Origin of the sequence: Anaplasma marginale str. Florida (genome assembly GCF_000020305.1) — a bacterium.
GTDB lineage: Bacteria > Pseudomonadota > Alphaproteobacteria > Rickettsiales > Anaplasmataceae > Anaplasma > Anaplasma marginale.
This window is the reverse complement of sequence record NC_012026.1, coordinates 702,836-719,169: the sequence shown is the minus strand read 5'-3', so window position 1 is coordinate 719,169 and position 16,334 is coordinate 702,836. Positions and strand designations below refer to the sequence as shown.

Genomic DNA, 16,334 nt, shown 5'->3' with positions numbered 1-16,334 from the left:
CGCGATGTCCAATATTATCTTCGAAGATTTTTTTATTAACGGGATTCTTGCGATCCTGACTGCAAGCCTGATTACCGCCCCCTTGGGCTCAGTTATGATCTGGAATAGGCTTTCTTATATGGGGGACAGCATAGCGCACTCGTCGCTTCTTGGGGTGGGAATTGCTCTCCTACTGGAAATACACCTATCTATCGGTGTGTTTGTGGTTGCAGTGCTGCTTGCACTCATCATTTCTTTAACTACGGACAAAATTCATGCGGTAGACACCATTTTAAATATCATGACGAGCGTGGTCATGTCGCTCAGCATGATCTTACTATCGCTGGTACCATCGCCCGGTGAGCGCGTTATACACTCGCTATTCGGTGATGTTCTCATGGTAGGCAGAAGTGACTTACTGGAAATGGTAGCTATCGCCGCGATCGGCATATTTGTGCTTGTTTGGCGATGGCGGTATTGGGTGGCTGTTTCTGTAAGCCGCGATCTCTCGCTATCTGCGGGCATTAGGGCAGGCCAGATCAAAACGGAAATTCTGGTGGTGTCTGCGCTTGCGATTGTACTGTTCTCACGCTCAGTTGGGATACTGCTCATTACGTCGTTTTTGACGATACCGGCCTCAGGGGCTAGGTTGATTTCCAAAACTCCGGTACAGATGGTTATCACTTCTGTAGTGATTTCTGCGATCTCAGGTATTTTGGGGTTGTTGTGTGCGGCAAAGTTTGACACATTCCCGGGGCCAATGATTATCGTTGCCTCCTTTTCTATGCTTTTACTGATATACGTCTTCTCAAAAAGTAAAAAGCTGTGAGGTCTTGCGGCTCCTCCTCTGGGATGTCATGCCGGGAGATGACAGTGACTTAACAAGCATGACAGCGAATGCACACTGTGTTAATTGTCGAATGAATGGGCTTAACTCGTCCCACGTGGAAGATCTCCGTCACTAGTATTTTGCAGCACGGAGAGTATAACCTTAGTGGCCCGCCTTCGGGAAACTTTGTTCTTGAACATTGATGCCAGAACTAGTATAGCTTTGGAAAAGCTATAACTGCTTTTGCTACGTGAGTTACTGAGTGGGGTGTAAAATGCCAGGATCTAGAAAGGGCGGTCTGACGACGCAATGTGTAGTAACCGCATGCACTGCTGCGCTAACCGCCGTGTTTTGTGCCCAATATTTTTGCGCGCGTGAGGACAGTGAGACTGTGAACGAATGCGAAAGGTTGAGGGTGGAGCTCGAGAACATGGCAGTGAAACAATCCATAATGAAAGGCAGGATAATTGACCATTTCTCTTTGCTCTGCGTTCTAGATTCTATCGATACAAAAATTCCTGAGAGGTGGTTTCCGCCCGCAAATCATGGTACGTGTGTCACAGTTGGTGCGGCAGCATCCTCGATTTGCAAAGTGGTTTTGGGTGTAGCTATTGGCTCTATTCTCCTACTATACGTACTAAAGCAACTCTTTGGGTCTGGTGTATACACTGCGGGGATTAGCATTCCAGATCCCGTGGTTGGGGCTATCGTTGCCTCATTCATGATTCTCGGCACACTTGGGTGCTGCTCCACGGTTGTTGGTAGGCACGGCAATTCGAAAAAAAAGCAGGGCCACACGCTTCGAAAACTCGCCCGTGCATGCGAAAAAAGCCAGGCGCATTACGAAAGGATCGTTGACAGCGCTGAGAGATACAACGCTCTCCCTGAGGATGTGAAGTATAACATAAGAACTTCTGAGTATCTGTCTGCACTTGTGAAGGAAAAGATAGTATCTGGCACCTTTACAGAAAAGTCTGCTAAGGAGATCAAGGAAAAAGCAGATGCGTGTTACGTGGAGGAAGTTTCCATTTGTGCCTGAGTTTTGTATGGCAGATGGTTGTGGGGTAAGTGCATATTTTAGAGCTATCTCACTGGCGGATTGTGCCCTATAGTTGCCGCGCTCACACATCTTTAGCGCGATGCACCATTGTTCGGGTAGTGCTGGACGCTCACACATACGTAACCGCAGCAGGTGTGTTGTGGGTGTTGTGGTGATAAATTTGTTTGTTTTGGGTGCATTATTTGCTACAATACGGCCGCTGTGGTTCCCGGTGGGGGTTTCGGCATACATGTGGGGAGGGTGTTGCTGTGGTTGAGGGAGAGGACAAGTGCGTCCCACGTGGTGAAATGAAGCGTAGGGACTTTTTGGGCCTTACCACGCTCTCTATGGCGTGCATGGGGGCGGCGTCTTTCGTGTATCCTCTGGTTGAGTCTCTCAACCCGTCTGCAGATGTAATGGCTCATGCTACGATTGAGGTGGATCTATCTGGCATCAAGGAGGGTAGCACCAAGGTTGTTAAGTGGCAGGGGAAGCCGGTGTTCATACGCAGACGGACTGCGGAGGAAATAGAAGATGCTAGAAGCGGTTAATGTTGCGGACCTGCGTGATCCGCAAAGTGACCAACAACGCACCCGTCAAGAGAGCGGCGAATGGCTAATTGTGCTGGGCATTTGTACACATTTGGGTTGTGTGCCCGTGGAAGTGAAGGATGGCACGAAGGGGTGGTACTGTCCGTGTCACGGTTCTAAATACGATACATCTGGTAGGGTGGTTGCGGGTCCGGCGCCGCTTAATCTTTCCGTGCCTGACTACTACTTCCCCGATGATAGCACCGTCGTGATCGGAAAAAAGAGCGCTGAGTCTACTGTGTAGGAGTGTGAGGTATGTCTGGAGGCAAGAGCGATTCTGGTAGGCAGGGTATCCGGGCCTGGATAGAGTATAGGCTACCTGTGGGCGGGTTCCTCAAACACCTAGCTGCCTACCCGGTGCCGAAGAATCTTAATTACCTGTGGAATTTTGGGTCGCTAGCCGGGATCGCGCTGGTGGTTCAGATTTTGACCGGCGTTTTTCTCGCCATGCACTACACTCCGCATGTTGATTACGCGTTTGACAGCGTGGAGCGCATAATGCGTGATGTACGCTATGGGTGGCTTATACGCTATACCCACGCAGTCGGTGCATCCTTCTTTTTTGTCGTTGTCTACATCCACATTTTTCGTGGGCTCTATTATGGTTCGTATAAAAAGCCCAGGGAGCTGGTCTGGTTTTTTGGCATCACAATATTCTTCATCATGATGGCCACCGCGTTCATGGGGTACGTGCTTCCGTGGGGTCAGATGAGTTTTTGGGGCGCTACAGTCATAACTAACCTCTTTTCTGCCGTTCCCGTTGTGGGTGAAGGCATTGTGAGGTGGTTGTGGGGTGGTTTCTCCGTAGACAACTCTACGCTGAATAGGTTTTTTGCGCTACACTACCTGCTGCCGTTTGTGCTCGTTGCACTTGCAGTTGTGCATATTGCCGCATTACACAGGTTCGGTTCTGGGAATCCCAGTGGGGTTGAGGTGAAGTCAAAGCGCGATACTGTGCCCATTTATCCGTATTTTTTGGTGAAGGATTGTATAACGTTCGGGTTATACTTCGTCCTTTTATATCTTTTCGTGTTTTATGCTCCCAATTATCTGGGTCATCCCGATAACTACATAGAGGCGGATCCTATGGTAACTCCCGAGCATATAGTGCCTGAGTGGTATTTCCTCCCGTTCTACGCGATGCTGCGCTCTATTCCAGATAAGCTCCTCGGGGTTGTGACCATGTTCGGCTCCATAGCGGTGTGGTTTTTGTTGCCTGTCCTTGATAGATCACCTGTAAAAAGCGGTAAGTACCGCCCTATTTTCAAGGTCTGTTACTGGATCCTTATTTTGGACTTTTGTTCGTTGATCTGGCTGGGTAGCCAGGAGGTGCGCGAGCCGTTTGTGTCTTTCAGTAGGCTGGCGACTTTTTACTACTTTTGCTACTTTTTCATCATATTACCTGTGCTTTCCAAGTATGAGCGGTGTAAGCCGCTGCCCGAGAGCATCAGTGATGCCGTGCCGGAGATGAAATAGATGGGGAGATACTCACCGGTTTTGTTGGCTGTGGTCTTGCTTGCGCTTGGCGTGTCCTTTTCGGGGGTGATGCACGCAGAAACGCAAAGTGCTGTACAGCAAAAGTGGAAGTTCAGCGGCATTTTTGGATCTTTCGACAGAAGTGCTATACAGCGCGGCTATCAGGTTTACAAAGAGGTGTGCTCCAGCTGCCATTCTGTGAGCAGGGTTGCGTTTCGTAATCTGCGAGACGTGGGCTTTTCTGATGAGGAAATCACTGCGATAGCAGGCTCTTATTCGATACGCGATGGGCCTAACGAGGTGGGTGAGATGTTTGAACGGCCTGGAATACCCGCGGACTACTTCCCTAACCCCTTTCCCAATAGAGAGGCTGCAGCTGCATCGAACAACGGTGCCTATCCACCAGATTTATCTCTAATAATAAAAGCCCGCCACGATGGGGCCAATTATGTGTATTCCCTGCTCACAGGTTATGAGAGCAGTGAAGCCGACGAGAGTGGCCTTTATCTGAACAGGCATTTTCCCGGGGGGAAGATCGCCATGGCTCCCCCTATTTTTGAGGGCGTGGTGAGCTATTCTGACGGTACTGAGCCCAGTGTTGAAAATATCGCGCGTGATGTGGTGAATTTTCTGCAATGGGCGGCGGAGCCCGAGATGGAACGTAGGAAGAAGCTTGGAATGAAGGTAATTCTTTCGCTGGCCGTCGGTACCGTTTTGTTTGCTGTGATGTACTCCAGGCTTTATAGGACGCTGCTGAAATAGGTAACTGGGCTGCATGGCCCCGCCCGTGGCAAGGTTGCCATGCGTTGCGGCCTTCGGATTCAGGTAGAGCGAGCCGTTTCTTGTATTGCTATCAACCTCCACCATGGCGGGTTTGTGAACGAATGCCGATATGGTACGCCCTAGGTTTGTGGCAGAACACGTACTGTGTAGAGTAGCTTTCCGGGCGTATTGGGTGTTTTATGCGCGTGTAGATGCACATTTTTGGTTGTATTATGATTGCAAATGCTGTAGTCTACCGCAGCGTGTTGCTTCTAAGGTTGATTTATGCGGGTCCTGCTGGCGTTCTGTGCGGTTTGTTGCGGGCTTTTCCCTAGCCTTGTTGTTCTTGCCGGTCCTACCCATGATTCTGCGGGTGGTGAGGTGAAATTTTACGGTAAGGGTGGTACCACGCGCAGTGGGGATGATGAATTCTCGTTTGGCGGCGAGATCCTCTTTTATGGTTGGGGAGGGCGCGCCATGCTTCCGAAATTTTCCGCTGGTGCCGGCTCCATAGGCTCATTTAGAGATTCTGTTAAAGCTGAAGGTAGGATCTCGAAGGATTTGGGATGGAATGGAGACTGCGACTTTATTGGAAACCTGTCGTTTGAGTATGTAGCGGATTCTGGCGTGTTGTATGGAGCAGATTTTCAGCTCTTGGTGCCGGAGGTTGGTGGCGCTGTTGAGGGCGAGGGCAAGGCCATTGTTAACCGCGGTAGTCGGGTGTTTGTTCTAACTCCATATGGTAGGTTCTCCCTGGGATATCAAGAGGGGGTTGAGTCTGTCGTTTCTTCTCCCAAGTCGCACAGGAGTGTCTTCGATGATTTTGTGCGCGGGCAGGATCCAACTTTGATGAAGTACAAGTTGCCTATGCTGAAGGGTGACTTTTTCTCCCATGGTGAGGGGTGGTGGTGGCTGCGCGGTGCGGCGTTGCTGTATCCTGGGCTGTATAGCGAGTCTGTCTTTCGCGAGAATAGCGTAGTGGATTACTATGGCGTGGATGAGTACAGCAGGCACTATAGCAGATATTTTGCTAACAACCTTCCGTTTAGGCTCTCTTATCAGTCACCCACGCTTTTTGGTGTAAGGTTTGGTCTGAGTTACTCTCCCACTGGATACAACTCGGAGCTCTTTAGGGGCTACTACTACGAAGATTCACTGCACGGGGAAGAGGAGCAGTGGAGGTTTATTGATGAGGTGGGGGATGCGAACCAGGGTGGCGTACGTCGCAAGTCTGTGAAAGGTGGTGGCGACACGCCTGCAGATCAGTCTCCTGGAAACGTTGGTGCCTCTAACGAATCCGCTGTTGGTGTGTCCAGAACCATCCTGGCAGATGATGTGCTGTACGCTCCCGCCTACAGGAATGTTGTGAGTGCAGCTTTGTCGGCGGAGCGTTCGTTTTACATTAGGGGGGAAGAAGTAAAAGTTGGTGCGGCGTTTGCTGCAGAATGGGCTCCCGCTGCCGGGATCTCTAGAAGTTATGGGGACGTAGCGCCAGTTGGTGGCTTTTGCGCGCTTGCTGCGGTTGGTATTTTGCCAGCGTAGAGGTTGGGGGCGTAGATTTTGGGTTTGGGTACGGGCACCTGGGTAATTCTGGTTACCCTAGGGGCCCCCTTGTAGGCTCCACTGTTGACTGGAGCCGCGGTAAAACTGATCCAGCTTGGCGTCCCTCAAGTTATCTTGTGATGGGCGTTGGTTATGGTTCCGGGCCTGTTCGTGCAGAGCTATCGTATTTCACCAGCGTGAAGGGTGGATACGTGTCCTCGGCGGAAGTGGATGATTTTGGTGTGAGGGTCAGTTATGATCTGTACAGAGGCATCGATGTGCGTTGTGCACTGTTTTATGGTTGGGGAGGGCGCGCCATGCTTCCGAAATTTTCCGCTGGTGCCGGCTCCATAGGCTCATTTAGAGATTCTGTTAAAGCTGAAGGTAGGATCTCGAAGGATTTGGGATGGAATGGAGACTGCGACTTTATTGGAAACCTGTCGTTTGAGTATGTAGCGGATTCTGGCGTGTTGTATGGAGCAGATTTTCAGCTCTTGGTGCCGGAGGTTGGTGGCGCTGTTGAGGGCGAGGGCAAGGCCATTGTTAACCGCGGTAGTCGGGTGTTTGTTCTAACTCCATATGGTAGGTTCTCCCTGGGATATCAAGAGGGGGTTGAGTCTGTCGTTTCTTCTCCCAAGTCGCACAGGAGTGTCTTCGATGATTTTGTGCGCGGGCAGGATCCAACTTTGATGAAGTACAAGTTGCCTATGCTGAAGGGTGACTTTTTCTCCCATGGTGAGGGGTGGTGGTGGCTGCGCGGTGCGGCGTTGCTGTATCCTGGGCTGTATAGCGAGTCTGTCTTTCGCGAGAATAGCGTAGTGGATTACTATGGCGTGGATGAGTACAGCAGGCACTATAGCAGATATTTTGCTAACAACCTTCCGTTTAGGCTCTCTTATCAGTCACCCACGCTTTTTGGTGTAAGGTTTGGTCTGAGTTACTCTCCCACTGGATACAACTCGGAGCTCTTTAGGGGCTACTACTACGAAGATTCACTGCACGGGGAAGAGGAGCAGTGGAGGTTTATTGATGAGGTGGGGGATGCGAACCAGGGTGGCGTACGTCGCAAGTCTGTGAAAGGTGGTGGCGACACGCCTGCAGATCAGTCTCCTGGAAACGTTGGTGCCTCTAACGAATCCGCTGTTGGTGTGTCCAGAACCATCCTGGCAGATGATGTGCTGTACGCTCCCGCCTACAGGAATGTTGTGAGTGCAGCTTTGTCGGCGGAGCGTTCGTTTTACATTAGGGGGGAAGAAGTAAAAGTTGGTGCGGCGTTTGCTGCAGAATGGGCTCCCGCTGCCGGGATCTCTAGAAGTTATGGGGACGTAGCGCCAGTTGGTGGCTTTTGCGCGCTGCTGCGGTTGGTATGTCTGCCATGCGTAGAGGTTGGGGGCGTAGATTTTGGGTTTGGGTACGGGCACCTGGGTAATTCTGGTTACCCTAGGGGCCCCCTTGTAGGCTCCACTGTTGACTGGAGCCGCGGTAAAACTGATCCAGCTTGGCGTCCCTCAAGTTATCTTGTGATGGGCGTTGGTTATGGTTCCGGGCCTGTTCGTGCAGAGCTATCGTATTTCACCAGCGTGAAGGGTGGATACGTGTCCTCGGCGGAAGTGGATGATTTTGGTGTGAGGGTCAGTTATGATCTGTACAGAGGCATCGATGTGCGTTGTGCACTGTTCGCGCAGCTGCACAGGGTTTCTGTGGAGTACGATTTTGCTAGAGGCTTTGTAGGGAAAGGCTGGGTTGATAGTCACCTTTCGTACGATTTTGATGTGTTAATGTCCGGCGTGAGGCTGGTCTTCTAGTCAGGTATCTAGTTTTGAGGGTGTTGTATGGTACATAAAGGTTCTCTGGTGGCTCCGGTTATGGCAGCGGCGTTGCTGTTTGTCTCTTTTGGAGGTATGGCTGCTTCCGAGCCTCGGGAGGAGGTAGGTAAGGGGTATGCTTTTGTCACCGGGCGAGTGCTCTCTTACGCGTGGCTGTTGGATGATAATCCTGTTGGAGATGAGCACGAGGGGCACAGACGGGTGCGCGGTGATGAAGAAATTAAATCTCGTCGTTACGGCAGGCACGGCATAGGTGATACGCATGTTTTTGAACATAATTTAGGTAGCTGGGGGACTAGCTATGATGCCGCGCTTGCAGTTGGACTGAGGTCGAAAGGAAGTACGCTCGGGTTGGCCTACGGAGCGGATTTTGCTCTGTCGGTCCCTGTAGGGTCTTTTGGGAAGTCATTCTACGATGAGATGGTTGGTGCTGGTAGCAGGATATTTGCCGATACGCCCTACGGCACCTTCTTGCTTGGCTACCAGGAGGGCGTAGAATCCTCCATGAAGGCGGACGTGCTGGCTTTGATTCCTGGAGGAGGAGGTGGAGCGTGGGGTAAGTACCTTAGGTGCTTCCTGGGGTACGCTTCCGGCATGCCTTTCCACATGTACCCAGGGTTGTATAGCGAAAATCTTTTCCGGTCTATCGGCAGCTTTGACAGAGTTGGGGTTCTGAGAGAGACTCGTAGATTTTTGGGGGTTTTGCCCATGAGGCTCTCGTACGTATCTCCCAAGGTTGGCGGGTTTTCGTTGGGAGTAAGTTACTCTCCGTCTGGCTACAGAGATGATCTGTTTAAGAGTGATGCCTATAGGCTCGGTGTTGGGCGGAGTCTGAGTAGCGAGGAGGAGAGCGGTAGTGAGGCCGCGGGAGATGCGAAACTTGCTCTTGTCGCTGTGAAGCCCAGTTTTGACTTGGGCCCCGTCTACAAGAACATACTCAGTGGCGCGTTGCGCTATGACTGGGGTGATAGCGATGTAGCGGTAGGCTTGTCTGTCACTGGTGAGTACGCGAGGCCGAAGCGGTATACAGACATACTAAATCCAGGCACAAGCTCTTTCGTGGAATATAATAATCTCGCTGCGCTATCAGCTGGTGCCGAGGTGAAGTTTGCCGGGCTGAAGGCCGCGGTATCATACGGGTACTTAGGTAGTTCTGGGCGCCCAAGAGTTGTCAGTCAGAGTGGTAGGACTTGGGAAGTGCCATATGGGACCAACCTTCCCTCATATTACTTTGCATCGTCGCTGGGGTATGGCTATGGCGATTTCTACTCCAGTGTAGTGTACTTTGTCAGTAGGGTTGGTCACACTGCTGGTGTCGCTCGCGGCGGTGCTGCGTACCACGACTATAGCAAGGGGTTTGATGGTGAGCACGTACTGAGGGATTTGGCTATTGGTCTTGGCTACAATTTGTATGAAAAAAGGGGCACCAGGTTTGGGTTGTTTGTCAGCTGTCACGCATTTTCCCTAGAGCAGAGGTCTAGTGAGTTTAAGAGGGAGGATCGCGGGGATTATGTTCGCACCACTTCCAGCCCTCAGGAGCGTGAAAGCCACAAACATGATGGGGTTGTGGTCCTTTCTGGCGTGAAGTTTGATTTTTAGTCTTTCCTGAGGCAGGGCCTGATGACTGCGGCGGCAGCGGGGGCCCTGCCTCTCTCGCGGCAGTTGTGAGTCGCGCCGATAGTCCGGGTTATATAGTTGGTCGTGTTTCTTGCAACGTGCTACACTCGGTTGCGCTTTCAACAGCTTAGGATGCCGTTGCGTGTTATGGGTGGCAATGTACCCGCGCTGTCGGCGCACGCGTTTCTCCTTGTGCTTCTTCCCCCAATCTTTTCTGTGATTTTCTGTCTTGGCGTCTAGATTTTATAGAAAAATCCTAAGAAATTGGGGATTTTGCTATGTAAAACGTAAATATAATTATATATCATAATAATATTATGCTATATCAGTATTAATTCCTTGACATGTTTACTGCCGCTCATTAAGTATAGCTCGTACAGCTAACATATTTTCAATGTTTAATCGGGTAATACACAATGACGAGAGTTTCTTTTTCCACTGCTCTTGCGTCTCTTTTGGTGTTATGCGAGGCGGGCGATGCATTTGCCGTATCTCGTGGCCAAAAGTTACACAGTAATGGAAACGTCGCCTCTGCTGAGCGACAAAACAAATACAACACAGCTGACCAATATGCCAGTACCGTGCCCTCTATAGATATAGGTGGAAGCCTAATTACTCACGGGTGGGTCTCACTTCAAAGTGGCTACTACCGCACTCAGGGCATACAACGAGGTGACTCTCCTTCTGAATATTCAAGGAAGTACGGGTTCGCCTCAGATGGGATGTTGAACATCACTGCTGAAGGACGCAACGATGTATTGGGTGTTTCCTATGGGGGAAGCTTAGAGCTCGATGTGCCATATGTTCAGAAGAGCGAGTACGTTTCTTTTAAGCAAGTTGGTAGCAGGGGTGCGCGCGTATTCGTCAACACACAGTTTGGTGACTTGAGGGCCGGGTACCAAGAGGGCGTTGATTCCCTGATGAAAGTCGACGCTTTTAGTATAGGGGCAGGGGATAACAGCAATGTTTGGATGCGATATGTAAATCTGCGAGGTATTCATGACCCCTTGGAAAACTCTGATGCCGATGCAGTAGATCTTCCAAACGAGCTGAGGAAGCGGTATCTGGAGAATACATTTTACCTGTCTACTGGACTGTACAGCCAGAGCATACTGGAGGGCAGTAACAGATTCTCCAAAGGGGTTTCTAGCGCCTCCAATCGCGGTTTGCCAGTTAACCTAGTTAATGCATTGCCTTTCAGATTTTCATACCTCTCCCCAAGTTTTGGTGGGTTGAGACTGGGTGTCAGCTACTCACCGTTCGGGTACGATGAGGATAAGGTGATCAGTGCCCACGTGCCACGTAAGCTTGCTGTGAAAACACAAACTCCCGTAAGCGGGCTTCTTGGGCTTGGCCTGGGCTTTTTACGGGGAACTCTTGAGAATGCGGTGGTTGAGGAACAAAACGCCAGAACTCGCCACGTATTGCCTTTGTACGAGCGCGTGATTAATGTCGCTATGACTTACTCAGCGCAATTCAAGGGGGTGGACTTTAAGGTGTCAGCAATCAGCGAGTATGCGAAAAGCAAAAAAGGGCTGTTGAACGAGCACGTTTCCTTTGCAAAATTGGATGATGTGAAAAACATAGCCTTTGGTGGGATGTTTGGTTACAAAAATCTGAAATTGGCGGCCTCTTACGGTTATCTCGGTCCGATAGATAGAGTGAACAACATGTACGCCTGGAACGGGGAAAAGTTTGTGCTCGATAGCCGCGACAGAGTGCTTATCAAGACAGGAGGAACCTACTTTTGGACGCTGGGAGGTGGATATGAATATAACGGGGCGTACGTCTCAGCAATCTATAGGGGTAGCAATTATAGCGGCAATAAGCTAAACGAAATTGCGCTGGGAGCGGAATATAATGTTTCCACAAGCGCCTCTAGGGTTGACTGTTCATTCTTTGCGAACTACCACTACTTTAACGCACGGTCTTCTGTGGTGTTAGACAGCGAGAAAACTAATGGCGTAAATAATGGGCGAGTGATGCTCGCTGGGATGAAGGTCAAATTTTAGGCCTACCGCTGTCGGAAGAAGCAAATCCCCGCCTGCTGCGCTTACTTTGCTGGCGGGGTTGTTACCTGATTAGCTGTACTGCTGCGCATACTCTTGTGCTCAAGCCTGCATGCTGGAGGTGCGCAGCCTTCCCCGGGAGTTGTGGGAAGGTCACCAGGGTTTACCCAATGTGTTCCCAGACTTTCCCCCCACGTGGCCCGCTTGTGTGAAACATCCGTAACAACTCAACGTTTTCGGAAAGTAGGAATTTTGTGGGCGCGAATGCAAAACGCTAGTTCAATTGTTACATACTGCATCTTTAAAGTCTTGGCTTTCCATGATAAGCCGGGCATTATCCACACTTATTGCATAGACCAAGTCTTCCTTACTAGTAGCATTGTACAGTCTTGCTGCTATGCTTGAAAGTATAGAAGAAAAGCCTAGCAGTGGTACAAGGTGTTGCATTGCATTGCTGCCACTTTCCTAAGTGTGCTGCTGCTGGATGGATTAGTTGGGCAAGTGTTTACACACTGATATACTATAATGCTGCTCAGTAAAGCGTTGTAGTGTTCAGCCATATACGCTGCAGCTTTCTGTGCTGTGCTAAGTAGTAAAGAATTAGCCTTACATGCATTGCTAGCGACAAGGTGCTTCATGCACTGGTATAATACACCCCTATAATCCTTGGCGTGCAATACGTCATGAGTTGAGAAAAAACCGCAGCCTACTGATGCATTCTTCCTGTCCCAATATTTCCATAACCTCTGATATGCTCGGGGTGCTAAGCCTTCCCGCTATGGCTGCGCGCAGCAGGTGATAAACATCACTTATCACCACATCGTTGCTCTTTGTCCATTCCTTGATATACGAAGATAAAAAGTCTTTCGTCCAGGTTTTTGGCTCTATTTGTGACATTGCACCTACAAGTTTGGCTAGCAGCTCTGAACTTTTGAGAATAACTTGCTTTGCATCGTCATCAACGGAAATTGGTATATTTTGGACATAAAACACCGAATCTCTAGCGAGATCAGCCAGAGTCTTGGCCCTTTCCATGAGCTTTTTTACTCCCAAAGAAAGCCGAGCGAGTTTTGTTTCAGCAACGGTGTGGCCCAGTTCTTGTTCCAAAAACGGCAGCAGGAGCCCAAGAATCTCAAGCTCAGTTTTTTGGTTCATGTAGTGATGGTTTAAAAATAGCAGTTTTTTGCTGTCTAAGCACGAATGGGAAGTGCCGATTTTTTCTATTGAGAACAACTGAGTTGCACTCTGCATTGTTATAATTTCCTCATCCTTGTGGCTCCAACCCATGCGCAGCAGGTAGTTGCACACAGCCTCGGGCAAAAAACCAAGCTCCCGATACTCATGCACTCCCGGTGCACGGTTTCTTTTCGACAGTTTTGCTCCTCCTTCATCATGTATCAAGGGTATGTGGCAAAACTGGGGATTGTCCCAGCCCATAGCCTCGGCAAGCAACATTTGTTTTATCGTGTTTGTTATGTGGTCGGAGCCCCTTATAATGTGGGTGATGCACATGTCGTGGTCGTCCACTACCACTGCCAGCAGATATGTCGGGTGGCCATTTGACCGCAGTATGACCATATCATCAATCTGCTCACTGCTTACAGATATTTCCCCATATACTCCATCCGTAAACTTTATTTCCCTGTTTTCGGGGCTTTTAAGCCTCAAAACCCCAGCAGTGCCTGACTGTGCGTGATTTGCATCCCTTGATGGGCAGTGATGCCGGTAATGTTTACCCTCATTTTCGTGCCTCAGTTTTTCAGCAGCAATATCATCTTCCGAACAATAGCAGTAATAAGCTTTGCCGCGCGCAAGCAACTCCTCTGCTACTTGTGTGTGGCGTTCTCTCCGCGCAGACTGGATCACTACATCTTGGTCGTGATGCAGCCCAAGCCACGCCATGTCTTCGATAATAGACTGCGCAACGGTTTCGGAAGATCTTTCCTGGTCTGTATCCTCCATACGGAGCAGGAACTGGCCACCGTGGCGCCTGGCAAACAACCAATTGAACAGAGCAGTTCTCGCTCCACCCAGATGCAAGCTTCCGGTTGGAGACGGAGCAAACCTGGTAATAACGCGCACTATTTCGGCTCCACAAACCCAGGCAGGATGGTACAGCAAAAGTCCCACAATAGCAATATGGGCGAAACGTAGGGGGGGGGGAAGGTTGAGTCCCAACACACAAATAGGAAAGACACGCGCACATCGTATTGCAGCAGCAAACACTGCACATGCAGTATCTGGAGTGCTCATAAACATGGGCATGCTGATGATGGTCTGCACCGTAGCTGCGCTGTGCACAATAATGTTGTGTACAGTAGCAGCATGTTGTCCACCCATCATTGCAGCTGTAGCAGTGGCTGGCGTAGCTGCAGTGTTATTTTCAGTGATAACAGGATGTTCTATACGAGATTTAGTTGAATCTTGTAGGCAAGTTAAACAAGTAAAGGAAGAAGGACTAGCTACTGTACAATCATTACAACCTGTTCTTACTCCTGTAACTCCTATAGCTGAGAGAACAGGTAATAGAAGAATTGCCAAGCTCCTGACTGGTAAGGCCAAGGCTGAGGATGCAGCTCAGGCTGCTGTGGATCAGGGTACTGCTGTTGGCGGGACTAATAAGGTTATAGCTGGGGTTGCTACCAGTTCTGGTATTGTCAAGGTCATGGCTGAGGCAGATCCCAGTACGCTGAAGGATGCCACCAAGGCTGTTGGTACCACACCCAGTACTGCTACATGTGTTGGTACATGTGCCAGTGCTTTGGCTGGTGGGGTTACTGGTACTGCTGTTGTAACCGGTGTGGGGATTGCTGCTTGTGTTGCTGGTTTGGGGGTCGCTGCTGTGGCTGCTGGTACTGCCGGTTTTGTAGCAGCTGGTTTGGCTGTGGGTGCATTCTCCATCCTGATCTCAATATGTACAGTTATTCAGACCGTAGCTGAACTCCATTCTGCCAGGGTGCCGGTAGTATCCATGCAAGATCCTGTGCATAAGAGGGATACTACAGAATATGATGTCATAGAGAATTATAAACCACAGAAGATCAGCAGGATAAAGTGGCTCGCTCCTCCAGAAGCTGCCAGTCCAACGCATAGAATACTCATGGCCCTGGCTGGTGCTGCAGTGGTTGTGCTTGTCGCATTCTTACTTCCCCCAATTCCATGGATCATTGGTGTTATAGCTCCGCCGCTGGTCTCTTGTGTGTTCTATGGCTTATCCTCTTGTGTAGGTGGCATTGATGCTTATGTATATAAACGTAAGGCTGCCAAGGCTGCGTTGCCTGTTGAAACTAGTCCCATCGTGCTCGGGCGGCGTGCTTCTGAATGCCCCGAACAACTCCAGGATGATGTGGCTGCTAACATGACTGTTGAGGCCGCTAACATGACTAGTGATAGCGTGCAAGCTGATCCCCAAGACTGGGAGCCTGTTGCCAAGGATGCAGAGTGGGAGCCTATACAACGAGGTGCATACCCGGTGGTTGATAGGAAGTACTACCCAAGGGAGAAAAAAACTGATAGTTAACTTCAGGGTGCCGTTACCAAGAATCGAACTTGAGGCTCGTCCTTACCAAGGACGCGTTTTACCACTAAACTATAACGGCGGAAACGGGATTGTAGTTTTTTGTGATGGGTAAGTCAAAGATAAACATTGAAAATAGAAAAAAGAGGCTGGCAGAGCTCTTAAAAAAGAATATTGCTCGCCGTAAAAGGAAAAAATCTTCCGGCGTTGAAGATGCCAGAACTACCAGAAGCTGAGGTCATTTCCAGATTCTTCGCTAGCAAGGCCGTTGGTAGGCATGTGGAAGGTGTTACAGTATATAGGCGTGACTTGCGCGTCCGGATAGCGGACGATTTTGAAAGCGCAGTTGTAGGCAGGAAGATTGAGTCTGTATGCAGAATTTCGCGATACTTGGTGTTCGTTTTGAGCAGAGGTGAGCGCGTTATGTTTCACCTGGGCATGAGTGGTAGAATGGCCCACGTTAGGCCCTACGTGCGGGAAAAACACGACCACGTTGCCTTACTTCTGGATGGTGGGTTTCATGTAGTTTTCAACGATCCACGCAGATTTGGGGCTGTGTTGCTAGTCAACTTTCAGGCATATGAGAATATCGCGTCAAGAATCGGGCCGGATCCGCTTTCTGCTGAATTTAACGCAGAGTATTTAATGCGACCGAGCAAGGCATGCGTGAAGAGTGTATTGATGAATAATGCTATAGTTGCCGGAATAGGGAATATATACGCATCGGAGATTTTATTCAGAGCCGGGGTGTTGCCCATGCGAGCGATGAGCAGTATCTCTTACGCAGAATGCGAGGGGATCGTGCGGGAAACCAAAGCCACTCTCCAGCTTGCCATAAATACTGGTGGGTCAACCATCAGGGATTATAAAATTCCCACTGGTGCCGCGGGAGGGTTCCAGCAGCATTTTATGGTTTACCAAAGGGCAGGGCAACCCTGTAATGTTTGTGGGGCGCGCATACTTTCAGAGAGGCGCGGCGGGAGAAGCACGTTTTTTTGTGCGCTATGCCCAGCGGTAGCTCCGTCATGGATGACAACGCGAAGTTGGGAATAGATATTGATTGTGGTCCACAAATGGGCGCCTGTTGCGCCATACATGAGCGCAATTTGTGCCGGCATAGAATCGGTTGAATGATCTGTGTGTTTAGT

At 49.9% G+C, this 16,334-nt stretch carries 12 protein-coding genes, 1 tRNA gene and 1 pseudogene; 12 read left to right on the top strand and 2 right to left on the bottom strand.

Annotated elements, in window-relative coordinates:
• Positions 1–4: 4 nt before the first annotated feature.
• From AMF_RS07955 to AMF_RS07915, 9 genes and pseudogenes are all read left to right on the top strand, one after another.
• A complete protein-coding gene (locus AMF_RS07955; protein ID WP_010267856.1) occupies positions 5–808 on the top strand; it encodes a metal ABC transporter permease in 804 nt (267 codons plus the stop codon).
• Between the two features lie 274 nt (positions 809–1,082).
• A complete protein-coding gene (locus AMF_RS07950; RefSeq protein ID WP_010264944.1) occupies positions 1,083–1,847 on the top strand; it encodes a hypothetical protein in 765 nt (254 codons plus the stop codon).
• 308 nt (positions 1,848–2,155) lie between these two features.
• Positions 2,156–2,681, top strand: a pseudogene (gene petA / locus AMF_RS07945) (ubiquinol-cytochrome c reductase iron-sulfur subunit).
• An 11-nt stretch (positions 2,682–2,692) separates the two neighbouring features.
• Positions 2,693–3,913 (top strand): cytochrome b, encoded by a 1,221-nt coding sequence (locus AMF_RS07940; RefSeq protein WP_010267854.1) that lies wholly within the window; start codon positions 2,693–2,695, stop codon positions 3,911–3,913.
• Positions 3,914–4,675 carry a cytochrome c1 gene (locus AMF_RS07935; protein WP_010267852.1) on the top strand — a complete coding sequence of 254 codons (762 nt, stop codon included), beginning with the start codon at positions 3,914–3,916 and terminating at the stop codon, positions 4,673–4,675.
• 285 nt (positions 4,676–4,960) lie between these two features.
• Positions 4,961–6,217, top strand: a complete 1,257-nt coding sequence (locus AMF_RS07930) for a hypothetical protein (protein ID WP_012659002.1) — start codon at positions 4,961–4,963, stop codon at positions 6,215–6,217.
• A gap of 140 nt (positions 6,218–6,357) precedes the next feature.
• Positions 6,358–8,022, top strand: coding sequence for a hypothetical protein (locus tag AMF_RS07925; protein WP_244825262.1), 1,665 nt, complete (start codon positions 6,358–6,360; stop codon positions 8,020–8,022).
• Between the two features lie 27 nt (positions 8,023–8,049).
• Positions 8,050–9,642: a porin gene (locus tag AMF_RS07920; RefSeq protein WP_010267841.1), complete on the top strand. Its 1,593-nt coding sequence runs from the start codon at positions 8,050–8,052 to the stop codon at positions 9,640–9,642.
• A 434-nt stretch (positions 9,643–10,076) separates the two neighbouring features.
• Positions 10,077–11,672, top strand: coding sequence for a porin (locus AMF_RS07915; protein WP_010264914.1), 1,596 nt, complete (start codon positions 10,077–10,079; stop codon positions 11,670–11,672).
• A 678-nt stretch (positions 11,673–12,350) separates the two neighbouring features.
• Here the strand turns inward: AMF_RS07915 and gltX are convergent.
• Positions 12,351–13,751: a glutamate--tRNA ligase gene (gltX, locus tag AMF_RS07905; protein ID WP_029209814.1), complete on the bottom strand. Its 1,401-nt coding sequence runs from the start codon at positions 13,749–13,751 to the stop codon at positions 12,351–12,353.
• 85 nt (positions 13,752–13,836) lie between these two features.
• Here gltX and AMF_RS07900 point away from each other — a divergent pair, with 85 nt between their 5' ends.
• A complete protein-coding gene (locus tag AMF_RS07900; RefSeq protein WP_012658999.1) occupies positions 13,837–15,189 on the top strand; it encodes a hypothetical protein in 1,353 nt (450 codons plus the stop codon).
• A gap of 8 nt (positions 15,190–15,197) precedes the next feature.
• Here the strand turns inward: AMF_RS07900 and AMF_RS07895 are convergent.
• Positions 15,198–15,268, bottom strand: a tRNA-Thr gene (locus AMF_RS07895).
• 22 nt (positions 15,269–15,290) lie between these two features.
• Here AMF_RS07895 and AMF_RS10640 point away from each other — a divergent pair.
• Both AMF_RS10640 and mutM read left to right on the top strand, forming a co-directional pair.
• On the top strand, positions 15,291–15,422 hold the full coding sequence (locus AMF_RS10640) for a hypothetical protein (protein ID WP_262406111.1): 132 nt from the start codon (positions 15,291–15,293) through the stop codon (positions 15,420–15,422).
• Entirely contained in the window at positions 15,400–16,239 is an 840-nt protein-coding gene (mutM, locus tag AMF_RS07890) for a bifunctional DNA-formamidopyrimidine glycosylase/DNA-(apurinic or apyrimidinic site) lyase (protein ID WP_044051794.1), read from the top strand. The genes AMF_RS10640 and mutM overlap by 23 nt, the downstream gene beginning before the upstream one ends.
• The last annotated feature ends 95 nt before the right edge of the window (positions 16,240–16,334 follow it).

Bases quoted from the DNA above. Each gene is read 5' to 3' on its own strand.
- AMF_RS07955 (WP_010267856.1), top strand. From the start codon at position 5: ATGTCCAATATTATCTTCGAAGATTTTTTTATTAACGGGATTCTTGCG.
- AMF_RS07950 (WP_010264944.1), top strand. From the start codon at position 1,083: ATGCCAGGATCTAGAAAGGGCGGTCTGACGACGCAATGTGTAGTAACC.
- AMF_RS07940 (WP_010267854.1), top strand. From the start codon at position 2,693: ATGTCTGGAGGCAAGAGCGATTCTGGTAGGCAGGGTATCCGGGCCTGG.
- AMF_RS07935 (WP_010267852.1), top strand. From the start codon at position 3,914: ATGGGGAGATACTCACCGGTTTTGTTGGCTGTGGTCTTGCTTGCGCTT.
- AMF_RS07930 (WP_012659002.1), top strand. From the start codon at position 4,961: ATGCGGGTCCTGCTGGCGTTCTGTGCGGTTTGTTGCGGGCTTTTCCCT.
- AMF_RS07925 (WP_244825262.1), top strand. From the start codon at position 6,358: ATGGGCGTTGGTTATGGTTCCGGGCCTGTTCGTGCAGAGCTATCGTAT.
- AMF_RS07920 (WP_010267841.1), top strand. From the start codon at position 8,050: ATGGTACATAAAGGTTCTCTGGTGGCTCCGGTTATGGCAGCGGCGTTG.
- AMF_RS07915 (WP_010264914.1), top strand. From the start codon at position 10,077: ATGACGAGAGTTTCTTTTTCCACTGCTCTTGCGTCTCTTTTGGTGTTA.
- mutM (WP_044051794.1), top strand. From the start codon at position 15,400: ATGCCAGAACTACCAGAAGCTGAGGTCATTTCCAGATTCTTCGCTAGC.